18 protein-coding genes and 2 pseudogenes are annotated in these 21,418 nt (G+C 71.2%); 15 read left to right on the top strand and 5 right to left on the bottom strand.

All coding sequences use genetic code 11. The annotated features are described in order from the left end of the window. The first annotated feature begins 120 nt into the window (after nucleotides 1–120). From AB0M95_RS34385 to AB0M95_RS34370, 4 genes and pseudogenes are all read left to right on the top strand, one after another. Entirely contained in the window at nucleotides 121–462 is a 342-nt protein-coding gene (locus tag AB0M95_RS34385; RefSeq protein WP_363773849.1) for a hypothetical protein, read from the top strand. 320 nt (nucleotides 463–782) lie between these two features. Further along, a complete protein-coding gene (locus tag AB0M95_RS34380; protein WP_363773846.1) occupies nucleotides 783–947 on the top strand; it encodes a hypothetical protein in 165 nt (54 codons plus the stop codon). A gap of 492 nt (nucleotides 948–1,439) precedes the next feature. After that, nucleotides 1,440–2,270 carry a M55 family metallopeptidase gene (locus tag AB0M95_RS34375; RefSeq protein WP_363773843.1) on the top strand — a complete coding sequence of 277 codons (831 nt, stop codon included), beginning with the start codon at nucleotides 1,440–1,442 and terminating at the stop codon, nucleotides 2,268–2,270. A gap of 101 nt (nucleotides 2,271–2,371) precedes the next feature. Further along, a pseudogene (locus AB0M95_RS34370) lies at nucleotides 2,372–2,647 on the top strand (FAD-dependent oxidoreductase); the annotation flags it as partial. A 4-nt stretch (nucleotides 2,648–2,651) separates the two neighbouring features. Here AB0M95_RS34370 and AB0M95_RS34365 read toward each other — a convergent pair. Continuing rightward, nucleotides 2,652–2,831: pseudogene (locus AB0M95_RS34365) on the bottom strand (hypothetical protein); the annotation flags it as partial. On the opposite strand from AB0M95_RS34365, the gene AB0M95_RS34360 reads away from it, so the two are divergent. The 8 genes from AB0M95_RS34360 (at nucleotide 2,756) to AB0M95_RS34325 (ending at nucleotide 13,944) form a co-directional block, all read left to right on the top strand. Continuing rightward, entirely contained in the window at nucleotides 2,756–4,114 is a 1,359-nt protein-coding gene (locus AB0M95_RS34360; RefSeq protein WP_363773852.1) for an FAD-dependent oxidoreductase, read from the top strand. The pseudogene AB0M95_RS34365 and the gene AB0M95_RS34360 overlap by 76 nt on opposite strands. A 3-nt stretch (nucleotides 4,115–4,117) precedes the next feature. Further along, nucleotides 4,118–4,642, top strand: coding sequence for a YbaK/EbsC family protein (locus AB0M95_RS34355; protein WP_363773840.1), 525 nt, complete (start codon nucleotides 4,118–4,120; stop codon nucleotides 4,640–4,642). A gap of 436 nt (nucleotides 4,643–5,078) precedes the next feature. After that, nucleotides 5,079–7,802: a protein kinase gene (locus AB0M95_RS34350; protein ID WP_363773837.1), complete on the top strand. Its 2,724-nt coding sequence runs from the start codon at nucleotides 5,079–5,081 to the stop codon at nucleotides 7,800–7,802. 7 nt (nucleotides 7,803–7,809) lie between these two features. After that, nucleotides 7,810–10,125, top strand: coding sequence for a serine/threonine-protein kinase (locus AB0M95_RS34345; protein WP_363773834.1), 2,316 nt, complete (start codon nucleotides 7,810–7,812; stop codon nucleotides 10,123–10,125). Nucleotides 10,126–10,217: 92 nt separating this feature from the next. Next, on the top strand, nucleotides 10,218–11,441 hold the full coding sequence (locus tag AB0M95_RS34340) for a serine/threonine-protein kinase (RefSeq protein WP_363773831.1): 1,224 nt from the start codon (nucleotides 10,218–10,220) through the stop codon (nucleotides 11,439–11,441). A 336-nt stretch (nucleotides 11,442–11,777) separates the two neighbouring features. After that, entirely contained in the window at nucleotides 11,778–12,557 is a 780-nt protein-coding gene (locus AB0M95_RS34335) for an electron transfer flavoprotein subunit beta/FixA family protein (RefSeq protein WP_363773828.1), read from the top strand. A 13-nt stretch (nucleotides 12,558–12,570) separates the two neighbouring features. Next, nucleotides 12,571–13,524, top strand: a complete 954-nt coding sequence (locus AB0M95_RS34330) for an electron transfer flavoprotein subunit alpha/FixB family protein (RefSeq protein ID WP_363773825.1) — start codon at nucleotides 12,571–12,573, stop codon at nucleotides 13,522–13,524. A 111-nt stretch (nucleotides 13,525–13,635) separates the two neighbouring features. After that, nucleotides 13,636–13,944: an SDR family oxidoreductase gene (locus AB0M95_RS34325; protein WP_363773823.1), complete on the top strand. Its 309-nt coding sequence runs from the start codon at nucleotides 13,636–13,638 to the stop codon at nucleotides 13,942–13,944. A gap of 68 nt (nucleotides 13,945–14,012) precedes the next feature. Here the strand turns inward: AB0M95_RS34325 and AB0M95_RS34320 are convergent, their stop codons facing one another. Beyond that, nucleotides 14,013–15,227 (bottom strand): MFS transporter, encoded by a 1,215-nt coding sequence (locus AB0M95_RS34320; protein ID WP_363773820.1) that lies wholly within the window; start codon nucleotides 15,225–15,227, stop codon nucleotides 14,013–14,015. Nucleotides 15,228–15,490: 263 nt separating this feature from the next. After that, the gene (locus AB0M95_RS34315; protein WP_363773818.1) at nucleotides 15,491–16,000 is read right to left on the bottom strand and encodes a TetR/AcrR family transcriptional regulator; all 510 of its coding nucleotides are present in this window, start codon (nucleotides 15,998–16,000) and stop codon (nucleotides 15,491–15,493) included. Nucleotides 16,001–16,059: 59 nt separating this feature from the next. On the opposite strand from AB0M95_RS34315, the gene AB0M95_RS34310 reads away from it, so the two are divergent. Next, the gene (locus tag AB0M95_RS34310; protein WP_358511708.1) at nucleotides 16,060–17,220 is read left to right on the top strand and encodes a cysteine desulfurase family protein; all 1,161 of its coding nucleotides are present in this window, start codon (nucleotides 16,060–16,062) and stop codon (nucleotides 17,218–17,220) included. A 14-nt stretch (nucleotides 17,221–17,234) separates the two neighbouring features. On the opposite strand, the gene rplK is transcribed toward AB0M95_RS34310, so the two are convergent. Continuing rightward, nucleotides 17,235–17,660: a 50S ribosomal protein L11 gene (rplK, locus tag AB0M95_RS34305; RefSeq protein ID WP_363773815.1), complete on the bottom strand. Its 426-nt coding sequence runs from the start codon at nucleotides 17,658–17,660 to the stop codon at nucleotides 17,235–17,237. Between the two features lie 54 nt (nucleotides 17,661–17,714). Between rplK and AB0M95_RS34300 the strand changes: the two genes are divergently transcribed. Continuing rightward, on the top strand, nucleotides 17,715–18,404 hold the full coding sequence (locus tag AB0M95_RS34300; RefSeq protein WP_363773812.1) for a pentapeptide repeat-containing protein: 690 nt from the start codon (nucleotides 17,715–17,717) through the stop codon (nucleotides 18,402–18,404). Nucleotides 18,405–18,513: 109 nt separating this feature from the next. On the opposite strand, the gene AB0M95_RS34295 is transcribed toward AB0M95_RS34300, so the two are convergent. Continuing rightward, the gene (locus tag AB0M95_RS34295; protein ID WP_363773809.1) at nucleotides 18,514–19,860 is read right to left on the bottom strand and encodes a helix-turn-helix transcriptional regulator; all 1,347 of its coding nucleotides are present in this window, start codon (nucleotides 19,858–19,860) and stop codon (nucleotides 18,514–18,516) included. A 373-nt stretch (nucleotides 19,861–20,233) separates the two neighbouring features. Between AB0M95_RS34295 and AB0M95_RS34290 the strand changes: the two genes are divergently transcribed. Further along, on the top strand, nucleotides 20,234–20,740 hold the full coding sequence (locus tag AB0M95_RS34290) for an excisionase family DNA-binding protein (protein WP_363773806.1): 507 nt from the start codon (nucleotides 20,234–20,236) through the stop codon (nucleotides 20,738–20,740). Nucleotides 20,741–21,418 lie beyond the last annotated feature (678 nt).

The raw sequence follows: 21,418 nt of genomic DNA, 5'->3' as shown, positions 1-21,418 counted from the left end.
TGAAAGATCACCAGAAGTCGCGCTCTTTCGTATGCCACCTGCCGAAACCTCAACCGCGCCATACCGCATCAGAACTCAAGAACGCCGGGGCCCTGGGGCAGAGGCGGTTACCAGATCGGCGTGGAGAACCGCGAGACCGGCCGGCACTCCGAGATCCCGTTCAAGGGGTCGATCCAATATCTGGCCTGGCTGCCGGATGAGTCGGCTCTGATCGTCCAGCGCGCCACGGAGTTGTACCTCGTCCCCACAGGGGAGGGGACGACTCGGCCACCGGCCAGGGCGCTCACGAAGGTGGACCGGTCATGCATCCTGGTGGAGCCCACTCGGCACGGCGTCGGACTGTGGTGTGAGGGCAAGTCCGACGTTACGCAAATATCCGCGACCGGAGCGACCAAGGTGGTCGCCCAGATCGATTCCACCGGTCCCAGCGTGAGCATCGCCTCCGACGCCGTAACGTGGTGACCGCCGTCAGGTGGACACCCGCCACGTGCGTTCACTGTGCGTTGAGTAGGCGATCGCTGGGCTGGGCGTGGCCTCGGCCTTGGACTTTTGAGGGGCTTCAGGTTGTTGGCCGAATTCGTTTTCGAGATTTTCCTTGAGTTCGTCGCTGCCCTGTGGGTGGAGTTGCGGTCCGCCAATATCAGGGCGGAGTATCAGTCAGGGGTGGAGGTGAGGCTCCCCTGCAAATGCGTTTCGTGGACCGTTCCGGCAGGCGTTGGGAGCGGGGGAGGCTGATACTCCAAGGCTCCTCGTTCCGGTGGCGGTTCTCGGCGGACTCGGTTGTGGACATCGTCGACATGTCGTCCCCTGGCGTCTACGGCGTGACGCGCAGACGGAACAGGGTGTTCCATGGTGTCGTCGGCGGTGAGCGGGCCGAATTCCTGGTACGGGCGCCGGACATCGAACTGGTGCGTTCCGCTGTCGGTCCCGGACGCCTCTGGAGCTGAGTTTCGGCATGCACGATTTCAGTTCGGGGTGACCTATGGAGATGAGGTACCGGGCATGGGCCAGACGATGGGGTTTCGTCGTCGGTTGCTGTGGGCTTGTGTACGTGGGGGCGGTGGGTAACGCCGTCTTCGGTGATCACCAGTCGTGGGGGGCTGGGTTGGTGAGAGGTGTGATTCCCGCCCTTTTGTCCGCTCTTGTGGTGGTCGCTGCCGAGTGGGGGCGTGGCTGTGTGAAGAGGCGTGGTGGGCGCGACCGTGGTCAAGCGGTTCACCGGGGTGACAGCGGTTCACGGGCTGACTGTAATTCACCGGGGTGAGCGGTTCTCCGGGGTGGCCTCGGGGAGGTGCGTGGCTTGAGCGGGAGGTCGGGACGGTGGCCGTAGTGATCGGCTTGGTCGTGGCCGTTGGGGCGCTTTGGGCGGGCGAGTGTGGGTGTGTGGGCGGCGGTGGTGGTGGAGGGGTGGGAAACTGGGTATCGCGATGAAGGTTTATGTGTCGGTTGATATGGAGGGCGTGACGGGGCTTACCGACCCCGAGGAGATGCACGCCGGAGGTCGTGGCTACGAGCGTGGCTGTGAGTTGATGACCGCCGACGCCAACGCGGTGGTCGCGGGGGTGTGCGAGGCGGGGGCGACGGCGGTGGTCGTCAACGACGCGCACGGCTCGACGAAGAACCTGCGGGTGGACCTGCTCGACCCGCGCGCCTCGCTGATCCGCGGCCCCGGCAAGCCGATGCGCATGGCGCAGGGGCTGACGGGCGACTTCCAGGCCGCGTGCTTCACCGGGTACCACGCCCGCGCCGGCGTCCGGCACGGCGTGCTGAACCACACCTGGATGGGCAAGGAGATCCAGAACGTCTACCTGAATGGCGAGGTCGTCGGCGAGACCGCGCTGGTCGCCGGGTTCGCCGGGTTCTTCGGGGTGCCGGTGGCGCTGGTCACGGGGGACGAGGCGGTCTGTGAGGAGGCCCGGTCGCTGCTCGGGGACGTTGAGACGGTCGCGGTGAAGAGGGGCGTCGACCGGTTCGCCGCCGAACTGCTGACGCCGAGCGTCGCGCAGGCGCTGATCCGGGAGGCCGCGGCGCGGGCGCTGAACCGCCTCGGTGACTTCCGCCCGTACGTCGTCCCGCTGCCGGTCACACTCGGCGTGGAGTGGAACTCGACGGCCATCGCCGCCGCCTGCTCGCTGGTGCCCGGCACCCGGCAGGCCGGCCCCCGGCACACCGAGTTCACCACCGACGACTTCCGCGACATCATGGGCCTGCTCGGCCTGTACGCGTCGATCGCGGGCCAGGTGGCCTGCGGCAGCGGCATCTACGGCTGACCCTCGTGGAGGACGAGGGGTTACCGCGGCGCGCCGTCGCGGACGGGCTGACGCGGCGCTCGCTGCTGGTGGGCATCGGCGCGGCGGGCGGCGCGGGCGCGATGTACGCCGCGATGGGCGTGCTCGGCCTGGCCCCCACCGAGACGACGACCCCGGTGCCCCCGACGGGGGGAGGGCCGGCGCCGGCGCCGTACGTCCCGCCGCAGCGGTCCGACTTCTCGTTGCGCGGTGGTTCGGCCGCGAAGGTGCTCGTGCTGGGCGCGGGCGTGGCGGGGCTGGCGTGCGCGTACGAGCTGGGCAAGGCCGGGTACGACTGCACGGTGCTGGAGGCCCGCGACCGCATAGGAGGGCGCAGCCTGACCCTGCGCGGTGGGGACATCGTCACCGAGTTGCCCCACGTGGCGGAGAGAGGCGCGGGGAGCGCGGCCGCCGGGCGTCTGGCAGGCGGCGCGTCGCCTGGGGCATCCGGGGCGCCGACGGCGCACATGTCCCCGAACATGTCCCCGAACATGTCCCCGAACATGTCCCCGAACATGTCCCCGAACATGTCCCCGAACATGTCCCCGAACATGTCCCCGAACATGTCTCCGACGGCTCTGTCCCCGGGGGAGCGCGGGGAGACGCAGCGGGTCGGCTTCGGCGAGGGGACGTACTTCAACGCCGGTCCGGCGCGGATCGCGCAGTGGATGGTGACGCTCGACTATTGCCGTGAGCTGGGCGTCCCCCTGGAGGTGTTCGTCAACGGCAACGCCGCCGCGTATGTGCTCACCGCCGGAATGCGCGGCCCCGCCCGCGTCCGCACGGCCCGCGCGGACGCCTACGGGTACATCTCCGAGCTGCTGGCCAAGGCCACCGACGCCGGGGCGCTGGACACGCGCCTCACCGAGGGCGACAAGGAACGCCTTCTGGACTTCCTCTCCCATTTCGGGGATATCGGCGCCTCGCACTCGTACGCGGGCGGCGAGCGCCGGGGGTACCGGGTCAATCCGGGAGTGGGGACGGGGACGGATCTGGGCCCGCCGCCGCCGCTGGCCGACGTGCTGAGCGCGCGGCTCGGCCGGGTGCTGACCATGGACGCCGGGTACGAGCAGGCGATGCCGATGTTCCAGCCGGTCGGCGGCATGGACGCGATCGTGCGCGCGCTCGCGGCGCGGGTCGGCGCGGCCCGCATCCGTACGGGCACCCGCGTCACGAAGATCATGAACCGGCCGGGCGGGGTCGAGGTGACCGTCGAGGGCGGGTCCTCCCTGCGGGCGGACTACTGCGTCGCCGCGCTGCCGCCGCACCTGCTCGCCAAGATCCCCGGCAACCTCGGCGCCGACGTGCAGTCCGCGCTGGCCACGCCGGTGCCGCTGTCGGCGGGGAAGCTGGGCCTGGAGTACGGCCGCCGCTGGTGGGAGGTCGAGGACCGCATCTACGGCGGCGCCACCGAGACGGACCTGGACATCGGGCACATCTGGTATCCGTCCTACGGGTTCCACGGCGAGCGCGGCCTGGTCGTGGGCTACTACAACACCGCCCAGGACGCCGAGGCGTACGACCGGCTGCGCCACCGCGAGCGCCTGCGCCGCGCGTTGGTCCAGGGCGCGAAGGTCCACGGTCGCGCGTACGCCAAGGGAATCCTCGCGTCGGTGTCGGTGGCCTGGCGGCGGCAGCCGCACATCGAGGGGGCCTGGGTGCGCTGGCCGTCGATGAGCGGCTTCTCGCTGCTCCAGCGCCCCGCCGGGCGGGTCTACTTCGCCGGCGACTGGCTCACGCACCTCATCGCCTGGCAGGCGGGGGCCTTCGAATCCGCCCGTAAGGTGGTGACCGAGCTTCATCACCGCGTACTGAAGGAGAGATGACCCATGGCACTGGGCACGCTCGAATGGGTGCCCGCGCGCGACCGGCGCGACCTGCTCGCCGATCCGGTCGCCCGCGCCCTGGAGAACCTGGCCGACGATGTCGCGGTGGCGCCGATCGACCCCGCGCTGGCCGACACCGCCGCCTTCTGCGAGCGGTACGGGGTCGCGCTGGAGGACTCGGCGAACTGCGTGATCGTCGCCGCCAAGCGGGGAGGTGAGACGCGGTACGCGGCGGTCATGGTGCTCGCGACGATGCGCGCCGACGTCAACGGGGCGATCCGCCGCCATCTGGACGCGCGCAAGACGTCCTTCGCGCCGCAGGCGGACGCGGTCGAGATGTCCGGCATGGAGTACGGCGGCATCACGCCTCTGGGGCTGCCGGAGGAGTGGCCCGTGCTGGTCGACGCCGAGGTGGCGCGGCGACCGGAGGTCGTGATCGGCAGTGGCATCCGGGCCTCGAAGCTGGCCATCGCGGGCGAGGCGCTCGCGCGGCTGAAGACCGCTGAGGTGGTCGCGCTCGCGCAGTGACCCCGAGGGTCCCGTCGCACCCGCGCATGCATACGGCCCCGCGCGAGCGGCGACTTGACGATGACTTTCCCGGCTTGGGAAACCGATGCCACCCCGTGGACCGTTGTACTACCGGGAATGTGGCCTCATGGTTCACTAATGTGTGGGGTTTAAGCCGGTATGGTGCTACGTGCCGTCAAAGACCGTGGGCCGACGTCCGCGGGGTGCTCTCGTGGCCGGGTGAGGCCGGGAGGGCGAACCGGCGGTCGGCGGCGGGGGTCCGGCTGCCTGCCGGCGGGCGTTGAGGGGCGCCTGCCGCGTGTGCACGTGGTGGCGGCAGGCCATGCCGTCGATCGAAGGCCGATGTCCATGGGCATTGCGCACGGTAAGCAAGATGTGACAATTGGAGCAAGGCACCTTCCTCCGGACACGAAACCGGGGCACCGCCGGAGATCAGATGAATCATGACGACCGATTGGGCCCCTACCGGCTGCTCCGGCGGCTCGGTGAGGGTGGCATGGGCGTGGTCCACCTCGCGCTCGACTCCCAGGGGCGGCAGGTCGCCGTCAAGGCGCTGCGCGCCGAGGTGACCGGGGACGACGTCGCGCGCCGCAGGCTCGCGCGCGAGGTCGAGACCATGCGGCGGGTGCGGAACCGCTACATCGCGGAGGTGCTCGACGCCGACGTGACCGGCAGCCGTCCCTACATCGTGACCAGGTACGTCCCGGGAATGCCACTGGACGACACGGTCAAACGCGACGGCGCCCTGGCGGTCGGCGCGCTGCTGCGGGTGGCGCACGGCGTGGCCGAGGCGCTGGCGGCGGTGCACGCGGCGGGGGTCATCCACCGCGACCTGAAGCCGGGCAACGTCCTGCTGCTGGACGGCGACCCCGTCCTCATCGACTTCGGCATCGCGCAGGCCGTCGACGCCACCCGGCTCACACAGACCGGCATGTTCATCGGTACCCCCGGCTATCTCGCCCCCGAGATCATCGAGGGGCACGAGGCGGGGCCCGAGGTCGACGTGCACGCCTGGGCGGGCACGATGCTGTACTCCGCGAGCGGCCAGCCGCCCTTCGGCAAGGGCACGCTGGAGATGATCTTCTACAACATCACCGCCGGGCGGGCCAACGTCGAGGCCGCTCCGGCGCTGCTGCGCCCGCTGCTGCGCGCCGCCTTCCACCGCGACCCGGCCAGGCGGCCCACGGCGGCCGAACTCGCCGCGCAGCTCTCGCGGATGGTCCCCCCGCGTGGGGGGCAGGGGCGGGCGAGCATACCCGACGAGGTGATCACGCTTCCGGAGATGCCGCCGGACGACCAGCCGCTGACGGGCCCGCCTCCGGGCACCCGGCCCGTTCGGACCGGCGCTTCCCGTACCGGCGCCTCCCCCGTCGAGCCGCCCCGCACGGGCCATTCCCTGCTACCCGAATCGGTCACGGGCGGCCCGGCGGCCCCGGGCGCGTCCGTTCCCGGCGCGGCGGTGCCCGGCGCGGCGGTGCCCGGACTTTCCGTTCCCGGGGCGTCCGTGACCGGTGCGGCGGGTCCGGGACGGCCTGCGGGCGGTTCCGCCGACGAGTACGTGTCGCTGCTGGGCGACGTCCCGCAGGGCGCGGGCCCGGGAGATCCGTGGCCGACCCGGCGCGTGACCGGGGAGGAACTGCGCGAGGTCGGGGTGGAGTGGGACACGCCCGCAGTACGTCCGCGCGCCGGGGACTCCCAGCCCGGGCCCGTCGCCGAGGGAGAGATGCCGACGCGGTTCGCCCCGCCGGGGCAGTCCCGTCCGTGGGATGCCCGGCCCGGGGCGTTAGACCAGGGCGAGGTGCCCACCCGGCGGGTACGCCCGGAGGAGCTGAAGGAGGCCGACGCCCGGTCAGGCCACCACCTGGGGACCGGGCCCGCCACCGGGGCCACGGGTGCGCCCGCGCGGCCGGGTACGGGGCCCTACCAGGGGCCCGGCACCGGATCCCAGCCCGCGCAGGGCACGGGGTCACAGCCGGCACAGGGCACGGGGGCCCAGCCCGGCCGGGGAATGGCGTACCAGCCCGGCCAGGGGATGGGGTCCCGTCCGCAGGGATCGCCGCCGCACGGCCAGGGATCGTCGCCGCACGGCCAGGGCGCGGGGACGCACGGGCAAGGCGTCGCACCGTACGGCCAAGGTACGGGGGCCCACGGTCAGGGTACGGGGGCTCACGGTCAGGGGGGCCCTTCTCATGGGCTCGGGATGACCTCCTCGGCCGCGCAGGGCGCGCCGCCCGTTCGGGGCACAGGGCCGAACCCCGCTCACGGCGCCGGGGCCTCTCGCGGGCTCGGGGCGAGCCCTCCGCAGGGGGCGGTCCCCGCGCAGGGGGCGGCTTCCGGGCAAGGGGCCGTTTCCGGTCAAGGGGCCGCGCAGGGAGCGGGCCAGCAGGGGCGGGCCGGTGGGGCGGGCGGGCATCCGTATCCGCAGGCGCTGTTCGAGCAGCCGCCGGACATCTTCGAGAGGACGCCGCACGTCCGTCGGCAGCAGGGCCCGTCGTACGTTCCCACGATGCACCTGCCCTCGGACGCGACGCCGGACCCCGGCGCGGCCCGGACGCCCGGTCTGCACGCCGGTTCGCCCGTGTACGGCGCGGCGAGCGTGCTGGCGCTGGTCCTCGTGATCGCCGCCGCGGTGCTGGCGCCCGTGGTGGTGACGGTGGTGGTCGTTCTCGGCGCCGTGCTGCTGCGCGCCGCCGACATCGCCCAGCCCGCGCACGACGCCGGGCGCCCGTCGAGCGGGCCCGGCGTGCTCGGCGTATTGGCCCGTCCCGGCGCGCTGCTGAAATCGATCGGGCTGACGATCGCGCTGGTACCGTACGCGCTGATCCTCGGCGTTCCGGTGGCGCTGGTCCTGGCCTTCTTGGTCAGGTCTCTGTCGTCCAGCCTCGTCCTGAGCTGCGGGGTCGCGGTGTCGCTGTGGATCATCTGCGCCGGTCCCGGCGTCGTGGGCCCGGGCCGGCAGATGAACCGCACGCTGGCGGCCGTCTTCCCCTCGAAGGGGGCGGCCATCGCCGTCACCTGCGTACTCGGGGTTCTGGCCGCCGCGGCGGCTTTCTACGCGGTGACCACGCTCATCAGGCCGTCGGGAGAGGCAGTCTGGAGTCCTGTGGAGATGACGGAGTGGCTGAAGAGTCTCAGCCGGCTTCGAGCGAAGGCAGGTTGACGGGGGCATGACGGGTGAGGCGATGCGCGAGACGATGGACAGGCTCGGCCCATACAAGCTGCTGCGCCGCCTGGGCGAGGGCGGCATGGGCGTCGTCCACCTCAGCCTGGACGACGAGGGCAGGCAGGTCGCCGTCAAGGTGCTCCACCCGCACGTGGCCGCCGACCTCAAGGCCCGTGACCGCCTGACGCGCGAGGTCGAGACCATGCGCCGGGTGCGCAGCCCGCGCGTCGCGGCGGTGATCGACGCCGAGCTCACCGGCCGTACGCCGTTCATCGTGACGCGGTTCGCCCCCGGCCGCACGCTTGAGGAGACGGTGCTGTCGGACGGGCCGCTGTCCGCCGAGGGCGTGATCCGGCTGGCGCGCGGGCTGTGCGAGGCGCTGATCGCGATCCACGCGGCGGACGTGATCCACCGCGACTTCAAGCCGGCGAACGTCATGCTCGTCGACGGCGACCCGCTGGTGATCGACTTCGGCATCGCCCACCTGGTCAACGCGACCCGGCTGACGCAGACCGGCATGTTCGTCGGCACGCCCGGATACCTCGCGCCCGAGATCATCAGGGACGAGGAGATCACGCAGGCGGCGGACGTGCACGCGCTGGCCGCCACCGTCTTCTTCGGCGCGACGGGCAAGCCGCCGTTCGGCACGGGCACCTTCGAGTCGGTCTGCTACAACATCATGGAGGGCCGGGCGAACATCGACCAGGCCCCCGTCTGGCTGCGGGGCTGGCTGCGCGCGGCGTTCGCCGTCGACGCCTCCGTCCGGCCGGACGCGCGCCGCCTGCTGGCGATGTCGCGGGCGCTGGACCCGAGCCTGACCGCGTTCCAGGAGAGCCCGGTACGGGCGGGAGACACGCGCAGGGTTGGCGGCTCGGGCGGCAACGGCGAGGGTGCGAGCAGGCTCCGGGGCACCATGGCCCCCGGGACTTCGGGCGTCTCCGGCGCCGCGAGAATTCCCGGTGTGCCCGGCGTCTCCGGCGCCGACGACGGCACGCGTGTCCTGGACGACGGTGCCCGCGTTCTGGACGATGGCACCCGGGTTCTTAATGACGGTGCCCGCGTTCTGGACGATGGCACCCGGGTTCTTAATGACGGTACCCGTGTCCTGGACGATGGCACGCGGGTCCTGAGCGACGGTACCCGTGTCCTGGGGGACGGCACGCGGGTCCTGACCGACGGCAGTCGCGTGCTGGCGGGTTCGGGGGCGGAGGGCGCCGAGCCCGGCGAGGCACGCACCACGCGCGAGAAGCTCGCCCGGGAGGACAGCTTCTCCGACCTGCTGCCGCCCGTGAAGTACGCCGAGCCCGAGCGCAGGCGCAAGGCCGTCGCGGCCTCCGCGCCCCCCGCAGTGTCCCCGCCGAGCACGAGCCCGCCTCCCGCCGCGCCGCCCCCGTACTCGCCGCCCGCGTACGCGCCGCCCCCGGCGGGATACGCGCCGCAGCCCGCGTACCCGCCCGCCCCGTACGGGCCGCCGCCCGGCCACGCGGCCCCGCCCGGCTACGCGCCCCCGCCGCCGCATCCGGACCAGCGGGCCGTCTACCCGCCCGCGCCGCCTCCCGCGCCCGGCGCCGCCCCGGGTTCGGCGCCGCCGCCGGTGGGTGCGCGGCCGTACCAGCCGGACCAGGGGCACGGGCCCGAGCCCCGGCAGGACCGCCCGCGGTACCGCGCCGGGCATCCGCTGCTGGCCGCGGTGCTGCTGGTCGTGGTGGTCGCGTTCGCGCGCATGGTGCCCGTGCTGGCGTGCGTGTTCATGGTGGTCGTGGTGCTGTGCCTGCGCGTCGGGGAGCACCTGTGGGGCGATCTGGCCGAGCGCCGCTCGGTGCGGGGCAGCAGCGCGAGCGACCCTCTGCTCGCCGTGCTCGGCACCCCGTGGGCGCTGATCAAGTCCGCGCTGGCGACGCTCGTGATCACGCCGCTGGCGGCGATGTTCGGCGTCTGCGCCTGGGGCGGGCTGCACTACTTGGCGCAGATGGACGGCGACTCGGCGGCGGCGTGGGGGGCGTCGGCGTTCGTCGCCGGGCTGTTCGTGCTGCCCGGGGGCGGCAAGCCGCGCAAGGCCGTGGCCCGCACGCTGACGGCGGTGATCCGCAGTCCGGGGGCGGGCATGGTGGTGACGATCCTCTTCGGCACGCTCGCGTTCTTCGCGGTGATGACCGCCGTCACGGCCGAGCCGTCGTGGACGCCCTGGGAGGCGCCCTCGCAGGTGATCAACTCGCTCAGCGCGTCGGCGCGCAGCAGCGCGACGGGGCTCGTCAGCGGGCTGGTCAAAGATCTCTTGAAGAATCTGGGCCTTAGTTTTCTGGCCTTCTGGGGGAAGTGACCCGAGACGGTCATCGTTTCCCCCAGTGTCAGTGTGGAAATGAGCCCGCAGAGCGCGCACGATGGAACGGGGCTGGCCCCGAAAGGAGTCGCATGAGCGTGCCGGCGGCGGATCAGCTCGGGCCCTACCGCCTGTTGTCGAGGCTGGGGGCGGGCGGGTTCGGCGAGGTCCATCTCGCACTGGATCCCGAGGGGCACACCGTTGCCGTCAAGGTGCTGCATCCGCATGTCGCCTCGGACGAGGTCGCGCTCGCCCGGCTCGGGCGTGAGGTCGAGACCATGCGGCGGGTCCGGGGCCCGCACATCGCCGAGGTGCTGGACGCCTCGATGACCGGCCCCCGGCCCTACCTGGTCACCCGGTACGTCCAGGGGCGCTCGCTCGGCGCCCTCGTCGCGGCGGGCGGTCCCGTGCGCGGCGACGACCTGCAGCGGCTGGCCGCGGGGCTCGCCGAGGCGCTGGCGGCCATCCACGCGGCGGGCGTCGTCCACCGCGACCTCAAACCGGCGAACGTGATCATCGCCGACGGCGAGCCGCACGTCATCGACTTCGGCATCGCGGACGCGCTGGACGCGTCCTCGGTGACGGCCTCCGGTGCCGTGCTGGGCACGCCCGGCTACCTCGCGCCCGAGGTGCTGGAGGGCCGCGAGGCGGGCCCGGCGGCCGACGTCTTCGCGTTCGGGGCGACGGTCGCGTACGCGTCCTCGGGACGCCAGCCGTACGGCACGGGCCCGGCGCCGGCGGTCGCCTACCGTGTCGTCCACCACGAGCCCGACCTGGCGGACGTGCCGTCGTGGCTGGCTCCGCTGCTGGCCGAGTGCCTGCGGGCCGACGCGGCGTCCCGGCCGACGGCGGCCGACCTGTGCGCGCGGCTGGGCGCGTCGGTGCCGCCGGTGCTGGTGCCGCCGCCGCGCAGGCGCGTGGCGAGCACCGAGCCGCCGACCGAGGAGTGGCGCCCGGCCGACAAGCGTGAGCCCGCGGGATCCGTGGACGCGACCCTCGCGCGGCACCGCGAGAAGGTCAGGAAGCGCTGGGTGGTGGGCGCGGGCGTGGTGTCGGGGCTGGTGGCGGCGGCGGCCCACGGGTACGTTCCGGAGCTGTCGCTGCTGGTGCTGGCGGCGTACGGGGTGGGCGTGCTCGTGGACGCGGGTTTCGGCGTCGTGGCCAAGGCCAGGGCGCGCGTGGTGTTCGACCTGGTCGGCGGGGCGGGTACGGTCGGGCTGTACGCCCTGCTCACGGCGCTGTTCAGCCCGTTCACGCTCGTTCTGGCGCTCGGCACCGTGATGGTCGTCCTCGTGACGATCGCGTTCGCGAGCTGAGGGCGGACGCTATCCCGAGCATAGTTCTGGAATGAAGTTCGGTATGGTGGGGAAAAGTAGCCCCCGGGGCTCGCGCGGGCCGGGTAGCTGCGGGTTCGCCGCTAAGCTACCCGCGGGTAACATAGGGAAAGGGGCGATGTGCCCGGAACGGATGATCGCCCCAGGGCACCCGCTGTCACCACGCTCCCGGGCCCATGACAATCTGAAAGCGGCCTCCGGTGCCGATCGCCGGGGCGGCTCGTACGACGTGCGCGTGCCCCGCGCGCACGTGCCGAGGAATCGGCGCCATCCCAGCGATGTGGTGGCGCCTGTGAAACGGGAGGTCGGCCACCGGCCATGAACATCGTCGTCTGCGTGAAGCAGGTCCCCGACACGGCGACCGAGCGCAAGCTGAATGCCAAGGACAACACGCTCGACCGTGACGCCGCCGACGGCGTCATCAACGAGCTGTGCGAATACGCCGTCGAAGAGGCGCTCAAGATCAAGGAAGCCCACGGCGGCGAGGTGACCGTGCTCACCATGGGGCCGGGCAAGGCCACGGACACGATCCGCAAGGCCCTGGCGATGGGCGCCGACAAGGCCGTCCACCTGGTCGACGACGCCCTCCACGGCTCCGATGCACTCTCCACCTCGTACGCGCTGGCCCAGACGCTGAAGAAGATCGGCTTCGACCTGGTCGTCCTCGGCTCGGAGTCCACCGACGCGCGCACCGGCGTGCTCGCCGCCATGCTGGCCGAGCGCCTCGGCGTCCCGCAGCTCACGCTCGCGGGCAAGGTCGACATCGACGGCTCCGCGATCGCGATCCAGCGGGTCACCGACTACGGCTTCGACAAGGTCGAGGCCTCGCTGCCCGCCGTGGTCTCCGTCGTCGAGAAGATCAACGAGCCGCGCTACCCCTCGTTCAAGGGCATCATGGCCGCCAAGAAGAAGCCGGTGGAGACCCTCGGCGTCGCCGACGCCGAGATCGACGCCGCGCAGGTCGGCCTCGGCGGCGCCCGGAGCGAGGTCGTCGAGTTCGCCGTCGCGCCCCCGCGCGCGGCCGGCACCATCGTCAAGGACGAGGGCGACGGCGGGTCCAAGGCCGCCGAGTTCCTCGCGTCGAAGAAGTTCATCTGAGGGGCGACCACCAATGGCTGAGATTCTGGTTCTCGTCGAGCACGTCGACGGAGAGGTCAAGAAGGTCACCCTGGAGCTGCTGACGCTGGCCCGCTCGCTGGGCGGCGCGTCGGCCGTGTGGGCGGGTCCCGGCTACTCCGAGGCCGCCAAGGCCCGGCTGGCCGAGTACGGCGCCGACAAGATCTACGTCGCCGGCTCCGACGAGATCGTCGACTACGTCGTCGCGCCGAAGGCCGAGCTGCTCGCCCAGCTCGTCGCCTCCGCCTCGCCCGCCGCGGTGCTCGTCGCCGCGACCGCCGAGGGCAAGGAGGTCGCCGGCCGCCTCGCGATCAAGACCGACTCCGGCGTGATCACCGACGCCGTGGGCCTCGGCGACGGCTTCGTCGCCGAGCAGTCCATCTTCGGCGGCGGCGTCAACGTCAGGTCCCGGGCCGCCAAGGGCACCCCGATCATCGCCGTCCGTCCCAACTCCACCGCTCCCGAGCCGTCGGCGGGGGCCGCGGCCGAGGAGCAGGTGACGGTCGCGCTGTCGGACGCAGCCAAGGGCGCGCGGGTGGTCGAGCGGGTCAAGCAGGAGAAGGGCGCCCGTCCCGAGCTCACCGAGGCCGCGATCGTGGTCTCCGGCGGGCGCGGCGTCGGCTCCGCCGAGAACTTCGCGGTCATCGAGAAGCTGGCCGACGCGCTCGGAGCCGCCGTGGGCGCCTCGCGGGCCGCCACCGACGCCGGGTGGTACCCCCACCAGTTCCAGGTCGGGCAGACCGGCAAGACCGTCTCGCCGCAGCTCTACATCGCGGCGGGCATCTCCGGCGCGATCCAGCACCGGGCCGGCATGCAGACCGCCAAGACGATCATCGCGATCAACAAGGACTCCGAGGCCCCGATCTTCGAGCTGGCCGACTTCGGTGTCGTGGGCGACCTGCACCAGGTCGTGCCACAGCTCACCGAAGAGGTGGAGAAGCGCAAGTAACCGCCCCCAAGGCGTCCGAAGACGGCGCCGCGCCCACGACCCGGGGCGCGGCGCCGTCCTTTTTTCCGCCGAGACTTCGTGCCGCGACGGCCCCGTTGACATCGTTAGTCGATGCGGGAGCGCAAGTGGGGAAGGATCGTCCACGTCTCCACCGGGCTGGTGCAGGACGGCCTGCCGGGCGGCTCGCCGTACGTCACGGCGAAGTCGGGCCTGCACGGGTTGACGCGCACGATGTCCCGCGAGCTGGTGGGGGCGGGCATCCTCACCAACCTGGTGATGGCCGGGTTCGTGGTGGACGAGCGCGACGTGCCCGAAGGTGATCGTCAGGACGTCGGCTGCCGCCGCCGAGGTCGCCCGGGTGATCGTCTTCCTCTGCTCGGAGGCCAACGGCAACGTCACCGGCGAGCTGATCCGCGCTGACGGCCACTTCCTCGCGCCCCTGTGACCGCGCGGGTCACAGGGGCGGTCAGGGCCGGTCGTGCGGGCCGTCAGGCGGCCAGCGAGACGGGCTCCGGCTCTGGCTCGGCGGCTCGCTCGCGTAGCGGCTGGACGCCGGTCACGGCTGCGGGCTCGCGGGGTAGGAAGCGGGCGGCCGCCGCGATGAGGGCGCCGAGAACGACGGCCACGCCGAGTGCGGTCCGCAGCGTCGCGGCGTGGCTGAGGAAGCCGATCACCACGGGGCCGAGGAGCAGGCCCGCGTAGCCCATCGCGCCGGTCTGGGCGATGGCGGGGCCGGGGGTGGCGGTGGCCGTGCCCGCCAGGGACATGGCCATCGGCGAGACGGTGGCCACGGTGAGCCCGATGAGCAGCATGCCGGGTATGGCGACCAGCGGGGACGCGGTGACGATCACGAGGGCGAACGACGCGGACGTGCCGAGCCCCGAGGCGATGATCAGGCGGCGGGTGCCCAGGCGGGCGCGCAGGCGGTCACCCGCGAGACGGGCGATCAGCATGCCCGCCTCGAAGATCGGGTAGCCGAGCGCGGCCACCGCCTCGGGCACGCCGACCGTGTCGCGCAGGAACAGCCCGTTCCAGTCCGCGACCGCGCCCTCGACCATGAACGCGCCGAAGGCGATGGCGCCGAGCAGGTACACGACCGGGGGCATCGCGCGCCGGGGAGCGCCGGGGGAGGCGGCGGGGGCGACCGGGTCGGGCAGGAAGCCCCGGCTGAGCAGGAAGGCCATCGGCGCCGACACCACGGCGACCGCGACCAGGTTGGCCTCGAAGGACACGCCCGCCGTGATCGCCAGCGTGCCGAGGGCGCCGGCCGATATGGCGCCCACACACCATCCGGCGTGCATGCCGTTCATCAGCGGACGCCCGTACGCCCGCTCGACCGTCGAGCCCTGGGCGTTCATGGCGACGTCGACCGTGCCGAACGCCATGCCGAACAGCGCCGCCGCCGCCACCGCCCACGGCAGCGACGGGGCGAAGGCGATGCCGGCCAGCGACACCGCGCTGAGCGGGGCGCCGGCGCGCAGGACCGCGCGGCTACCGGCCCGGGCCATCACACCGCGCAGGGACTGCATCGTCACCAGCGCCCCGAGCCCCCACGCGAGGAGCACGACGCCCACCGACGCCTCGGACAGGCCGAGTTTGTCGGTCAGCGCCGGAATGCGCGCGGTGAACGTACCGCACATCAGGCCGGCCAGGACGAAGGTGAGGGCCGCCCGGGTGCGGGCGATCCTCAGGACGCGCGTCATGAGAAGTTCCTTTCGAGGTGGTTCACGCGGATCTCGGAGGTGGGGGATGGGCTCCGGGCACACCGGTCGGCGCCCGGACGGACACGGGCGCGGATCAGGGGGGAGTGCCGGGCAGGGGGAAGCGTGACGCCGGGGCGGGGGATCGCCGGGCGCGCCGGGACCGGCGCACGCGGCGGCGGCCCTTCCCGGGACGACAGGGAAGGGCGGGGGCGTCAGCGTGTCAGAGCAGAGGGGATCGGGGGAGTTCAGGGTCGTCGAGCCGGTCAGGGGCTCGAGAGGAAGGCGAGGAGCCTGCGGTGCAGTTCCTCGTACTGCGCGTCGGCGTAGAACTCCGGGTCGTGCGTCACCACGTCCCACAACCCCTCGCAGGCGAGGCGGACGATGCGGGCGGCGACGGGGTCGGGCTCGGACTCCATGCCCTCGCGATGCCACCGGGCCATCGCCTCGCGCATCGGCGCCAATAACTGGGGGTCGCCGGCCGCGCCGGTGACGACGGCCCACCGCCTCAACCGGCCACTGCGGACCGCCGCGAGCGTCGCGGCGAGGTATGCGCGGGTGTAGGAGCTTTCGCCCTGGGCGGCGACCAACTCGTCGAAGTCGGCCACCAACCGCTCGATCATGCCCTTGATCAGGGCTTCCTTGGTGTTGAAGTGGTAGAGGAGACCGCCTTTGCTGACGCCGGCGCGGTCGGCCACGGCCGACAGGGTGAGGCACGTGGCCCCCTGCTCGGCCAGCAGCTCTTCCGCCGCGTTCAAAAGCTCATCTCTCCTCACATCCGTCACTATACCGTCCGGACGGTATAGTTGGCAAAACTGGGTACCCTGAGAGAGCCATGGCTTACCTAGACCACGCGGCGACCACGCCGATGCTCCACGAAGCGATCGAGGCGATGACCGCACAGCTCGCGCTGGTCGGAAACGCCTCCTCCCTCCACGCGGCGGGCCGCCGCAGCCGCAGGGTCGTCGAAGAGTCGCGCGAGACCATCGCCGACGCCCTCGGCGCGCGGCCCAGCGAGGTCGTCTTCACCTCCGGCGGCACGGAGGCCGACAACCTCGCCATCAAGGGCCTGTACTGGGCCCGCCACGCCGCCACCGGCGCCGACCGCGTCCTGATCAGCGCCGTCGAGCACCATGCCGCCCTGGACCCCGCCCACTGGCTGGCCGACCGGCAGAACGCGTCGGTGGAACTGCTGGACGTCGACGAGCACGGGCGCGTCCATCCCGAGACGCTGCGCGCAGCCGTCGAGCAGGACCCCGGCCGTGTCGCGCTGGTCAGCGTGATGTGGGCCAACAACGAGGTCGGCACCGTCCAGCCCGTCGCCGAGCTGGCCGCGGTGGCCCGTGAGCACGGCATCCCCTTCCACACCGACGCCGTCCAGGCCGTCGCGCAGCTCCCGGTCTCGTTCGGCGCCTCGGGCGTCCAAGCGCTCACCATGTCCGGGCACAAGGTCGGCGGGCCCATGGGCGTCGGGGCGCTGCTGCTGGCCCGGGGGGTCGACCCGGTGCCCGTGCTGCACGGCGGCGGCCAGGAGCGCGACGTCCGCTCGGGCACACTCGACACCCCGGCCATCGCCGGGTTCGCGGCGGCCGTGCGGGCGGCGGTCGAGCGGCGCGAGCAGGAGGCCACGCGGCTGGGGGCGCTGCGCGACGAGCTGATCGCCCGGGTGCGCGAGGCCGTGCCGGACGTGATCCTCAACGGCGACCCGCGCGACCGGCTGCCCGGCAACGCTCACTTCTCGTTCCCCGGGTGCGAGGGCGACGCGCTGCTGATGCTCCTCGACGCCAAGGGCGTGGAATGCTCCACGGGCTCGGCGTGCTCGGCCGGGGTCGCGCAGCCGTCCCACGTCCTGCTCGCCATGGGCTCCGACGCCCTGCGCGCGCGGGGCTCCCTGCGCTTCACCCTCGGCCACACCTCGACCCGCGAGGACGTCGACGCCCTGGTGGAGGTCCTCCCCGCCGCCGTCGAACGCGCCCGCCGCGCCGGCCTGTCCTAGTGCGGCCCTCGGGGTCACTCTTTAACGGTGAGGCCCATGGAGCGGGCCGTGCCTGCGATGATCTTCTCGGCCTGGTCCAGGTCGGTGGTGTTGAGGTCCGGCATCTTGGTGCGGGCGACCTCGCGGAGGGCGTCGCGGCTGATCGTCCCGGCGGGCACGTGGCCGGGACGCGGGCTGCCGCCGTCCAGCCCGGCCGCCCTGCGCAGCAGCGACGCCGTGGTCGGCATCTTGGTGACCAGGTCGAACGACCGGTCCTCGTAGACGGTGATCTCGGCGGGGACCACGAACCCCCGCTGCGCCTCGGTGGCGGCGTTGTACCGGCGGCAGAAGTCCATCAGGTTGATGCCGAGCGGGCCCAGGTCCTTGCCGACCGTCGCCGGACTCGCCTCACCGGCCCTGACCTGGAGCTTCGCGACTCTGGTGATCTTGTTCTTGGCCATGTCGAAACGGTAAAGTGTCCAGTTACTGGAGGCTCAAGCGGAATAATCGATGGCTTGGCGCGCGACGACCCGCGAGGCAGAACAATGGAGATGCGCACCGTACGCGAGACGCGCGTTACGCTGCCCGACCTGGACGACGACCTGGACGAGGTCGATTCGCTGGAGGGCGAGCATGGCAAGCTGCGCGATTTCCGATACGTTGACGCCGGTCTGCGCGAGCTGGCCCTGTCGGGGACCCAGCTTGTGGACGGGTGCGTCACCGGTCTCATTACTCAGCGTGCCCGCCTGGACGACCTGAGTCTGCACTCGGTTGAGTTCTCCGGCTGTGATCTGTCCGGCCTCCGCTGGGTGGACAGCCAGCTGTCTCGCGTCATCTTCACCGGCTGCAAGCTGCTCGGCGCTGTGTGGGAGAACGTCACGCTCGGTGACGTGGTCTTCGAGCGGTGCAAGCTGGACTACACGGCCTTCACCCGCCTCCGCGCCATAGGCTCGGTGATCTTCATCGGCTGTTCGTTGCAGGAAGCGCGGTTCGTCGGTTCTGACCTGAGCGGTGTGGCCTTCGATGGCTGTGACCTGCACCTGACGGAGTTCGACGGTGGCACCTATCGCGACTGCGACCTGCGCGGCAACGACCTGTCCGGCCTTCGCGGAGTCAGCAGGCTCAAAAAGATCATCATTGATCGACCGCAGCTCCAGGGCCTCGCCCAGGCGCTCGCGGCCGATCTGGAGATCAGCGTCGGTTAGGACCTCAACCGGATTGCGGAGGCATGGGCTCACGACTGCTGTTCGACCAGTTCAGCGACATCCAGGGACGTATCGAGATCGGGAACGTCACGCAGGGTGAATCCGGACTTCAGGCGCTTTGCGGAGGTGCGGCGGCCAGGAGCGTGCGGAACTCGATGGCGGAGTCGCGTGTTCGCTGGTCGCGGGGGACGGCGCGGAGGACCAGGTTGGCGGTCTCGATCATGTGGTGGCTGCGGTACGCGGGGGTGACCACCTCGATCGCCGTTGCCGCTTGGCGTAGGCCCTCGTCGATGCCGCCTCGGGTGACCGTGCAGAGTGCGCCGTGAAGTTGGACGTTGACGGGGTACTGGTAATCCCGGGCGAGCCTCAGCACATTCTCCCGGGCGGTGTCCGCTGCGGATTCATCGCCCGCTCCGGCGTAGACCCAGCTTCCCGCGAAGTAGATCTCTGGAGGACTCCAGAAGCCGTATCGGTCGGTGCCGCCCTGTTCCGCTGCCTTGTGGAGGGTGCTCAGCGTCTTGAGTGCTTCGTCGTGCCTGCCGAGCATTGAGAGAGCCTTCGCTTCAGCGGTCAGCAGTTTGAGGTAAGGCTTGTCCGTGATCTGCTGGGCGCTGCGTACCATGCGCAATATCGTTTCCGGGTCCCGCTGGCCGTAGAGGCCGTGGCCGGCTTCCTCTGCTCGGACGAGGAGTCGGAGTGCCAGGTCCCCGGAGGCGTCGGCCGCTTGGCGTGCGCTGTACCACCAGCGGATGGCCGCGCCGTGATCGGCCAGCCGGGTCAGCGCATTGGCGTGGATCGAAGAGAGCATGGCGGTGATGCGCTGAAGCTCTGTTACCTCGGACGAAGTGGAGACCTGGCACTGGCGCCGGACCGCCATCAGGTCGATGAACAGGTCGGCGGCGACCTGGGCGGGAGGCCGGGTGCGCAGTGCGTACAGATGGTCGGCGCAGGCCTGTTCCCAGTCTTCGAGGGGTCGGTGGGGGTGATCGAAGGATAGATCCAGGAGCTGCCGGAAGGGTTCGGTGGAGAGGCCGAGGGTACCGAGAGTGCCGAGTCCGGCGAGGAACTGGAGGGCGGCCCGACGTTCCATGTCGTCGTCTCCAATGCCAAATGGGGGATTTTCCGCGTATCTACCCGCGCGCAACCGTTCTGATTCGGCGGCGGCGTTGAGCCGGACCAGCACGTCGTACAGCGCGGTGAGGATGCCCTGAGCGCCGTACACCTGGTCGAGACGGCTGATCATGTCCGGCGGGGGTGTGCGTTCGCCGCGTTCCCATTTCGCCAGGTTGGAGAAGTCGGTGTACATCTGTGTGGCCGCCTGGCGCAGGCCGAGATTGGGCCTGGCGTCACGGCAGCGGCGCATGACCGCGCCGAACAGGTGCCACGCGGAGGTGTGCGGGTCGATCGGGTTCGCGGTCACAGCGGCCCCCTCGCGCTCGTGCTCAGGTACGGCCACGCGTGGGCCGTACCGCTGTCCTGACACCAGCTTCGATCACTCCCGATGATCGCACCACTACTGCGGGTGATGCGGGGAATCCGTGGAATTCGTACGGGGAATCCCGCCAGGTCGGCGAAGCGGTCGAGTGTGGGGCGGGGTGCCTCCGCCGGACGCGCCGGTGTGCGCTGGTGTAGCGCATCTGCGACGCCACTGTCGCCCTCGTGGGCCGGGTGGCGCCGTTGGCCGGACCGTCCAGGGTGCCGGCACCGGAGGCCGGTCGTCGCTCAGCGAGATTGGGTGGGGCGCCGCCGCTTCCTGGCCTAAGCCGGTTTTCGTTAGTTTCGTTTTGGGGTACCGTCTCAGTGCAGAGGCGTGAGGTGAGGAGGACTCGATGGGCGATGGGTCGTTGGCCGCGGCGGACGCGAGGACTTTCCTGCCGGAAGAGGACCCTCGTGTTCAGGCCGCCATTGTTGATCTAGTCGAGGAACTACACAGGCGAGGACGATCGGTCGCTAACCGCCCGGCGCTGCTCACAGGCCCGGACGGGTCGCCGCGGCTTCCCTTGCCTCCCCAGGTTTATCAGGCGCTTGTACAGGTTGTGGAGGCGCTGGCAAAGGGCCTGGCTGTGACGGTCGCCCCGCAGCATATGACAATGTCAACCTACGAGGCCGCTGAGCTGCTCGGCATCTCCAGGCCCACGTTGGTCAAATTGCTGGAAAATGGTGAAATTCCATACCAGCGTGCCACGGATCGCCCCGGAGCGCACCGTCGAGTACGGTTGCAGGATGTTCTTGCCTTCAAGGAGAGGCGTCGGACAGAGCGACGTCGGCTCTTGGGAGAGCTGACCGCGGACTCTGTGAGCGCGGGTATGTACGACAAACCCGCTAGTGAATACTAAGAGTGGTGATACCGGTAGGCCGCCGCATGCTGCGCTTTCTGCGTCAGACATTCTCAGCTCGTTAGAGAACTGTGGTACCCCTGTCTTCGCCGCGTCTGCCGTCTAAGCGCTTGGCGAGTGGGAGCAGGGTTCACCGGCGAACTGCTTGGGGCCGTCAGCGCGTCTAGTGCCGATCGCATCACTACACAGGGTGGTGTGGTGGGAAATCGTGGGATATGCAGGCGTTCTCCCTCCTGCTCCGGCGACCGGTCCGCTCGCCCCCACCACCGGCCCGGGACCAGTGCCGCGCGGGATCGCGGGAATATGGGTATGCGGTTACGAGGATTTATGCGTTTCCGGCGTTTTGTCTGGATGTCAGGCGGTAGCGCGCCAGAAGGTGCGGCCGACTACGATCAGCGTCACGACTAAGGCAAAAGAGATGACGTACGACCGTAGATGGGCGAAACTAATCCGCAACAGGCCAGGAAAGGCGATGGGGAGCGGTCCTCGCGGACGGCCCCCCTGCCTAAGTCTCAACGAGAGTACTTCCCCGATGAGCCTGAACGCAACCGTGAACACGAAGATGGGCTCTGCTCGTACTCTCCCGGAGGGCGTCAATGGCGTTCCGCGATCGATCGGATACCGACATTCTGGCAAGGCTCGTGTGTGTGAGTTCCACGAATCGTGGCGCCCCTGGTA

Origin of the sequence: Sphaerisporangium sp. NPDC051017, from assembly GCF_040683095.1 — a bacterium.
Lineage (GTDB): Bacteria > Actinomycetota > Actinomycetes > Streptosporangiales > Streptosporangiaceae > Sphaerisporangium.
Note: the sequence above shows the minus strand (reverse complement) of the source record. Positions and strands in the feature narration are given on the sequence as shown.

Excerpts from the sequence above, each read along its gene's own strand:
- AB0M95_RS34360 (WP_363773852.1), top strand. The coding sequence starts at position 2,756 with ATGTCCCCGAACATGTCCCCGAACATGTCCCCGAACATGTCCCCGAAC.
- AB0M95_RS34350 (WP_363773837.1), top strand. The coding sequence starts at position 5,079 with ATGAATCATGACGACCGATTGGGCCCCTACCGGCTGCTCCGGCGGCTC.
- AB0M95_RS34335 (WP_363773828.1), top strand. The coding sequence starts at position 11,778 with ATGAACATCGTCGTCTGCGTGAAGCAGGTCCCCGACACGGCGACCGAG.
- AB0M95_RS34355 (WP_363773840.1), top strand. The coding sequence starts at position 4,118 with ATGGCACTGGGCACGCTCGAATGGGTGCCCGCGCGCGACCGGCGCGAC.
- rplK (WP_363773815.1), bottom strand. The coding sequence starts at position 17,660 with ATGGCCAAGAACAAGATCACCAGAGTCGCGAAGCTCCAGGTCAGGGCC.
- AB0M95_RS34320 (WP_363773820.1), bottom strand. The coding sequence starts at position 15,227 with ATGACGCGCGTCCTGAGGATCGCCCGCACCCGGGCGGCCCTCACCTTC.
- AB0M95_RS34345 (WP_363773834.1), top strand. The coding sequence starts at position 7,810 with ATGACGGGTGAGGCGATGCGCGAGACGATGGACAGGCTCGGCCCATAC.
- AB0M95_RS34310 (WP_358511708.1), top strand. The coding sequence starts at position 16,060 with ATGGCTTACCTAGACCACGCGGCGACCACGCCGATGCTCCACGAAGCG.
- AB0M95_RS34340 (WP_363773831.1), top strand. The coding sequence starts at position 10,218 with ATGAGCGTGCCGGCGGCGGATCAGCTCGGGCCCTACCGCCTGTTGTCG.
- AB0M95_RS34325 (WP_363773823.1), top strand. The coding sequence starts at position 13,636 with ATGCGGGAGCGCAAGTGGGGAAGGATCGTCCACGTCTCCACCGGGCTG.
- AB0M95_RS34330 (WP_363773825.1), top strand. The coding sequence starts at position 12,571 with ATGGCTGAGATTCTGGTTCTCGTCGAGCACGTCGACGGAGAGGTCAAG.
- AB0M95_RS34290 (WP_363773806.1), top strand. The coding sequence starts at position 20,234 with ATGGGCGATGGGTCGTTGGCCGCGGCGGACGCGAGGACTTTCCTGCCG.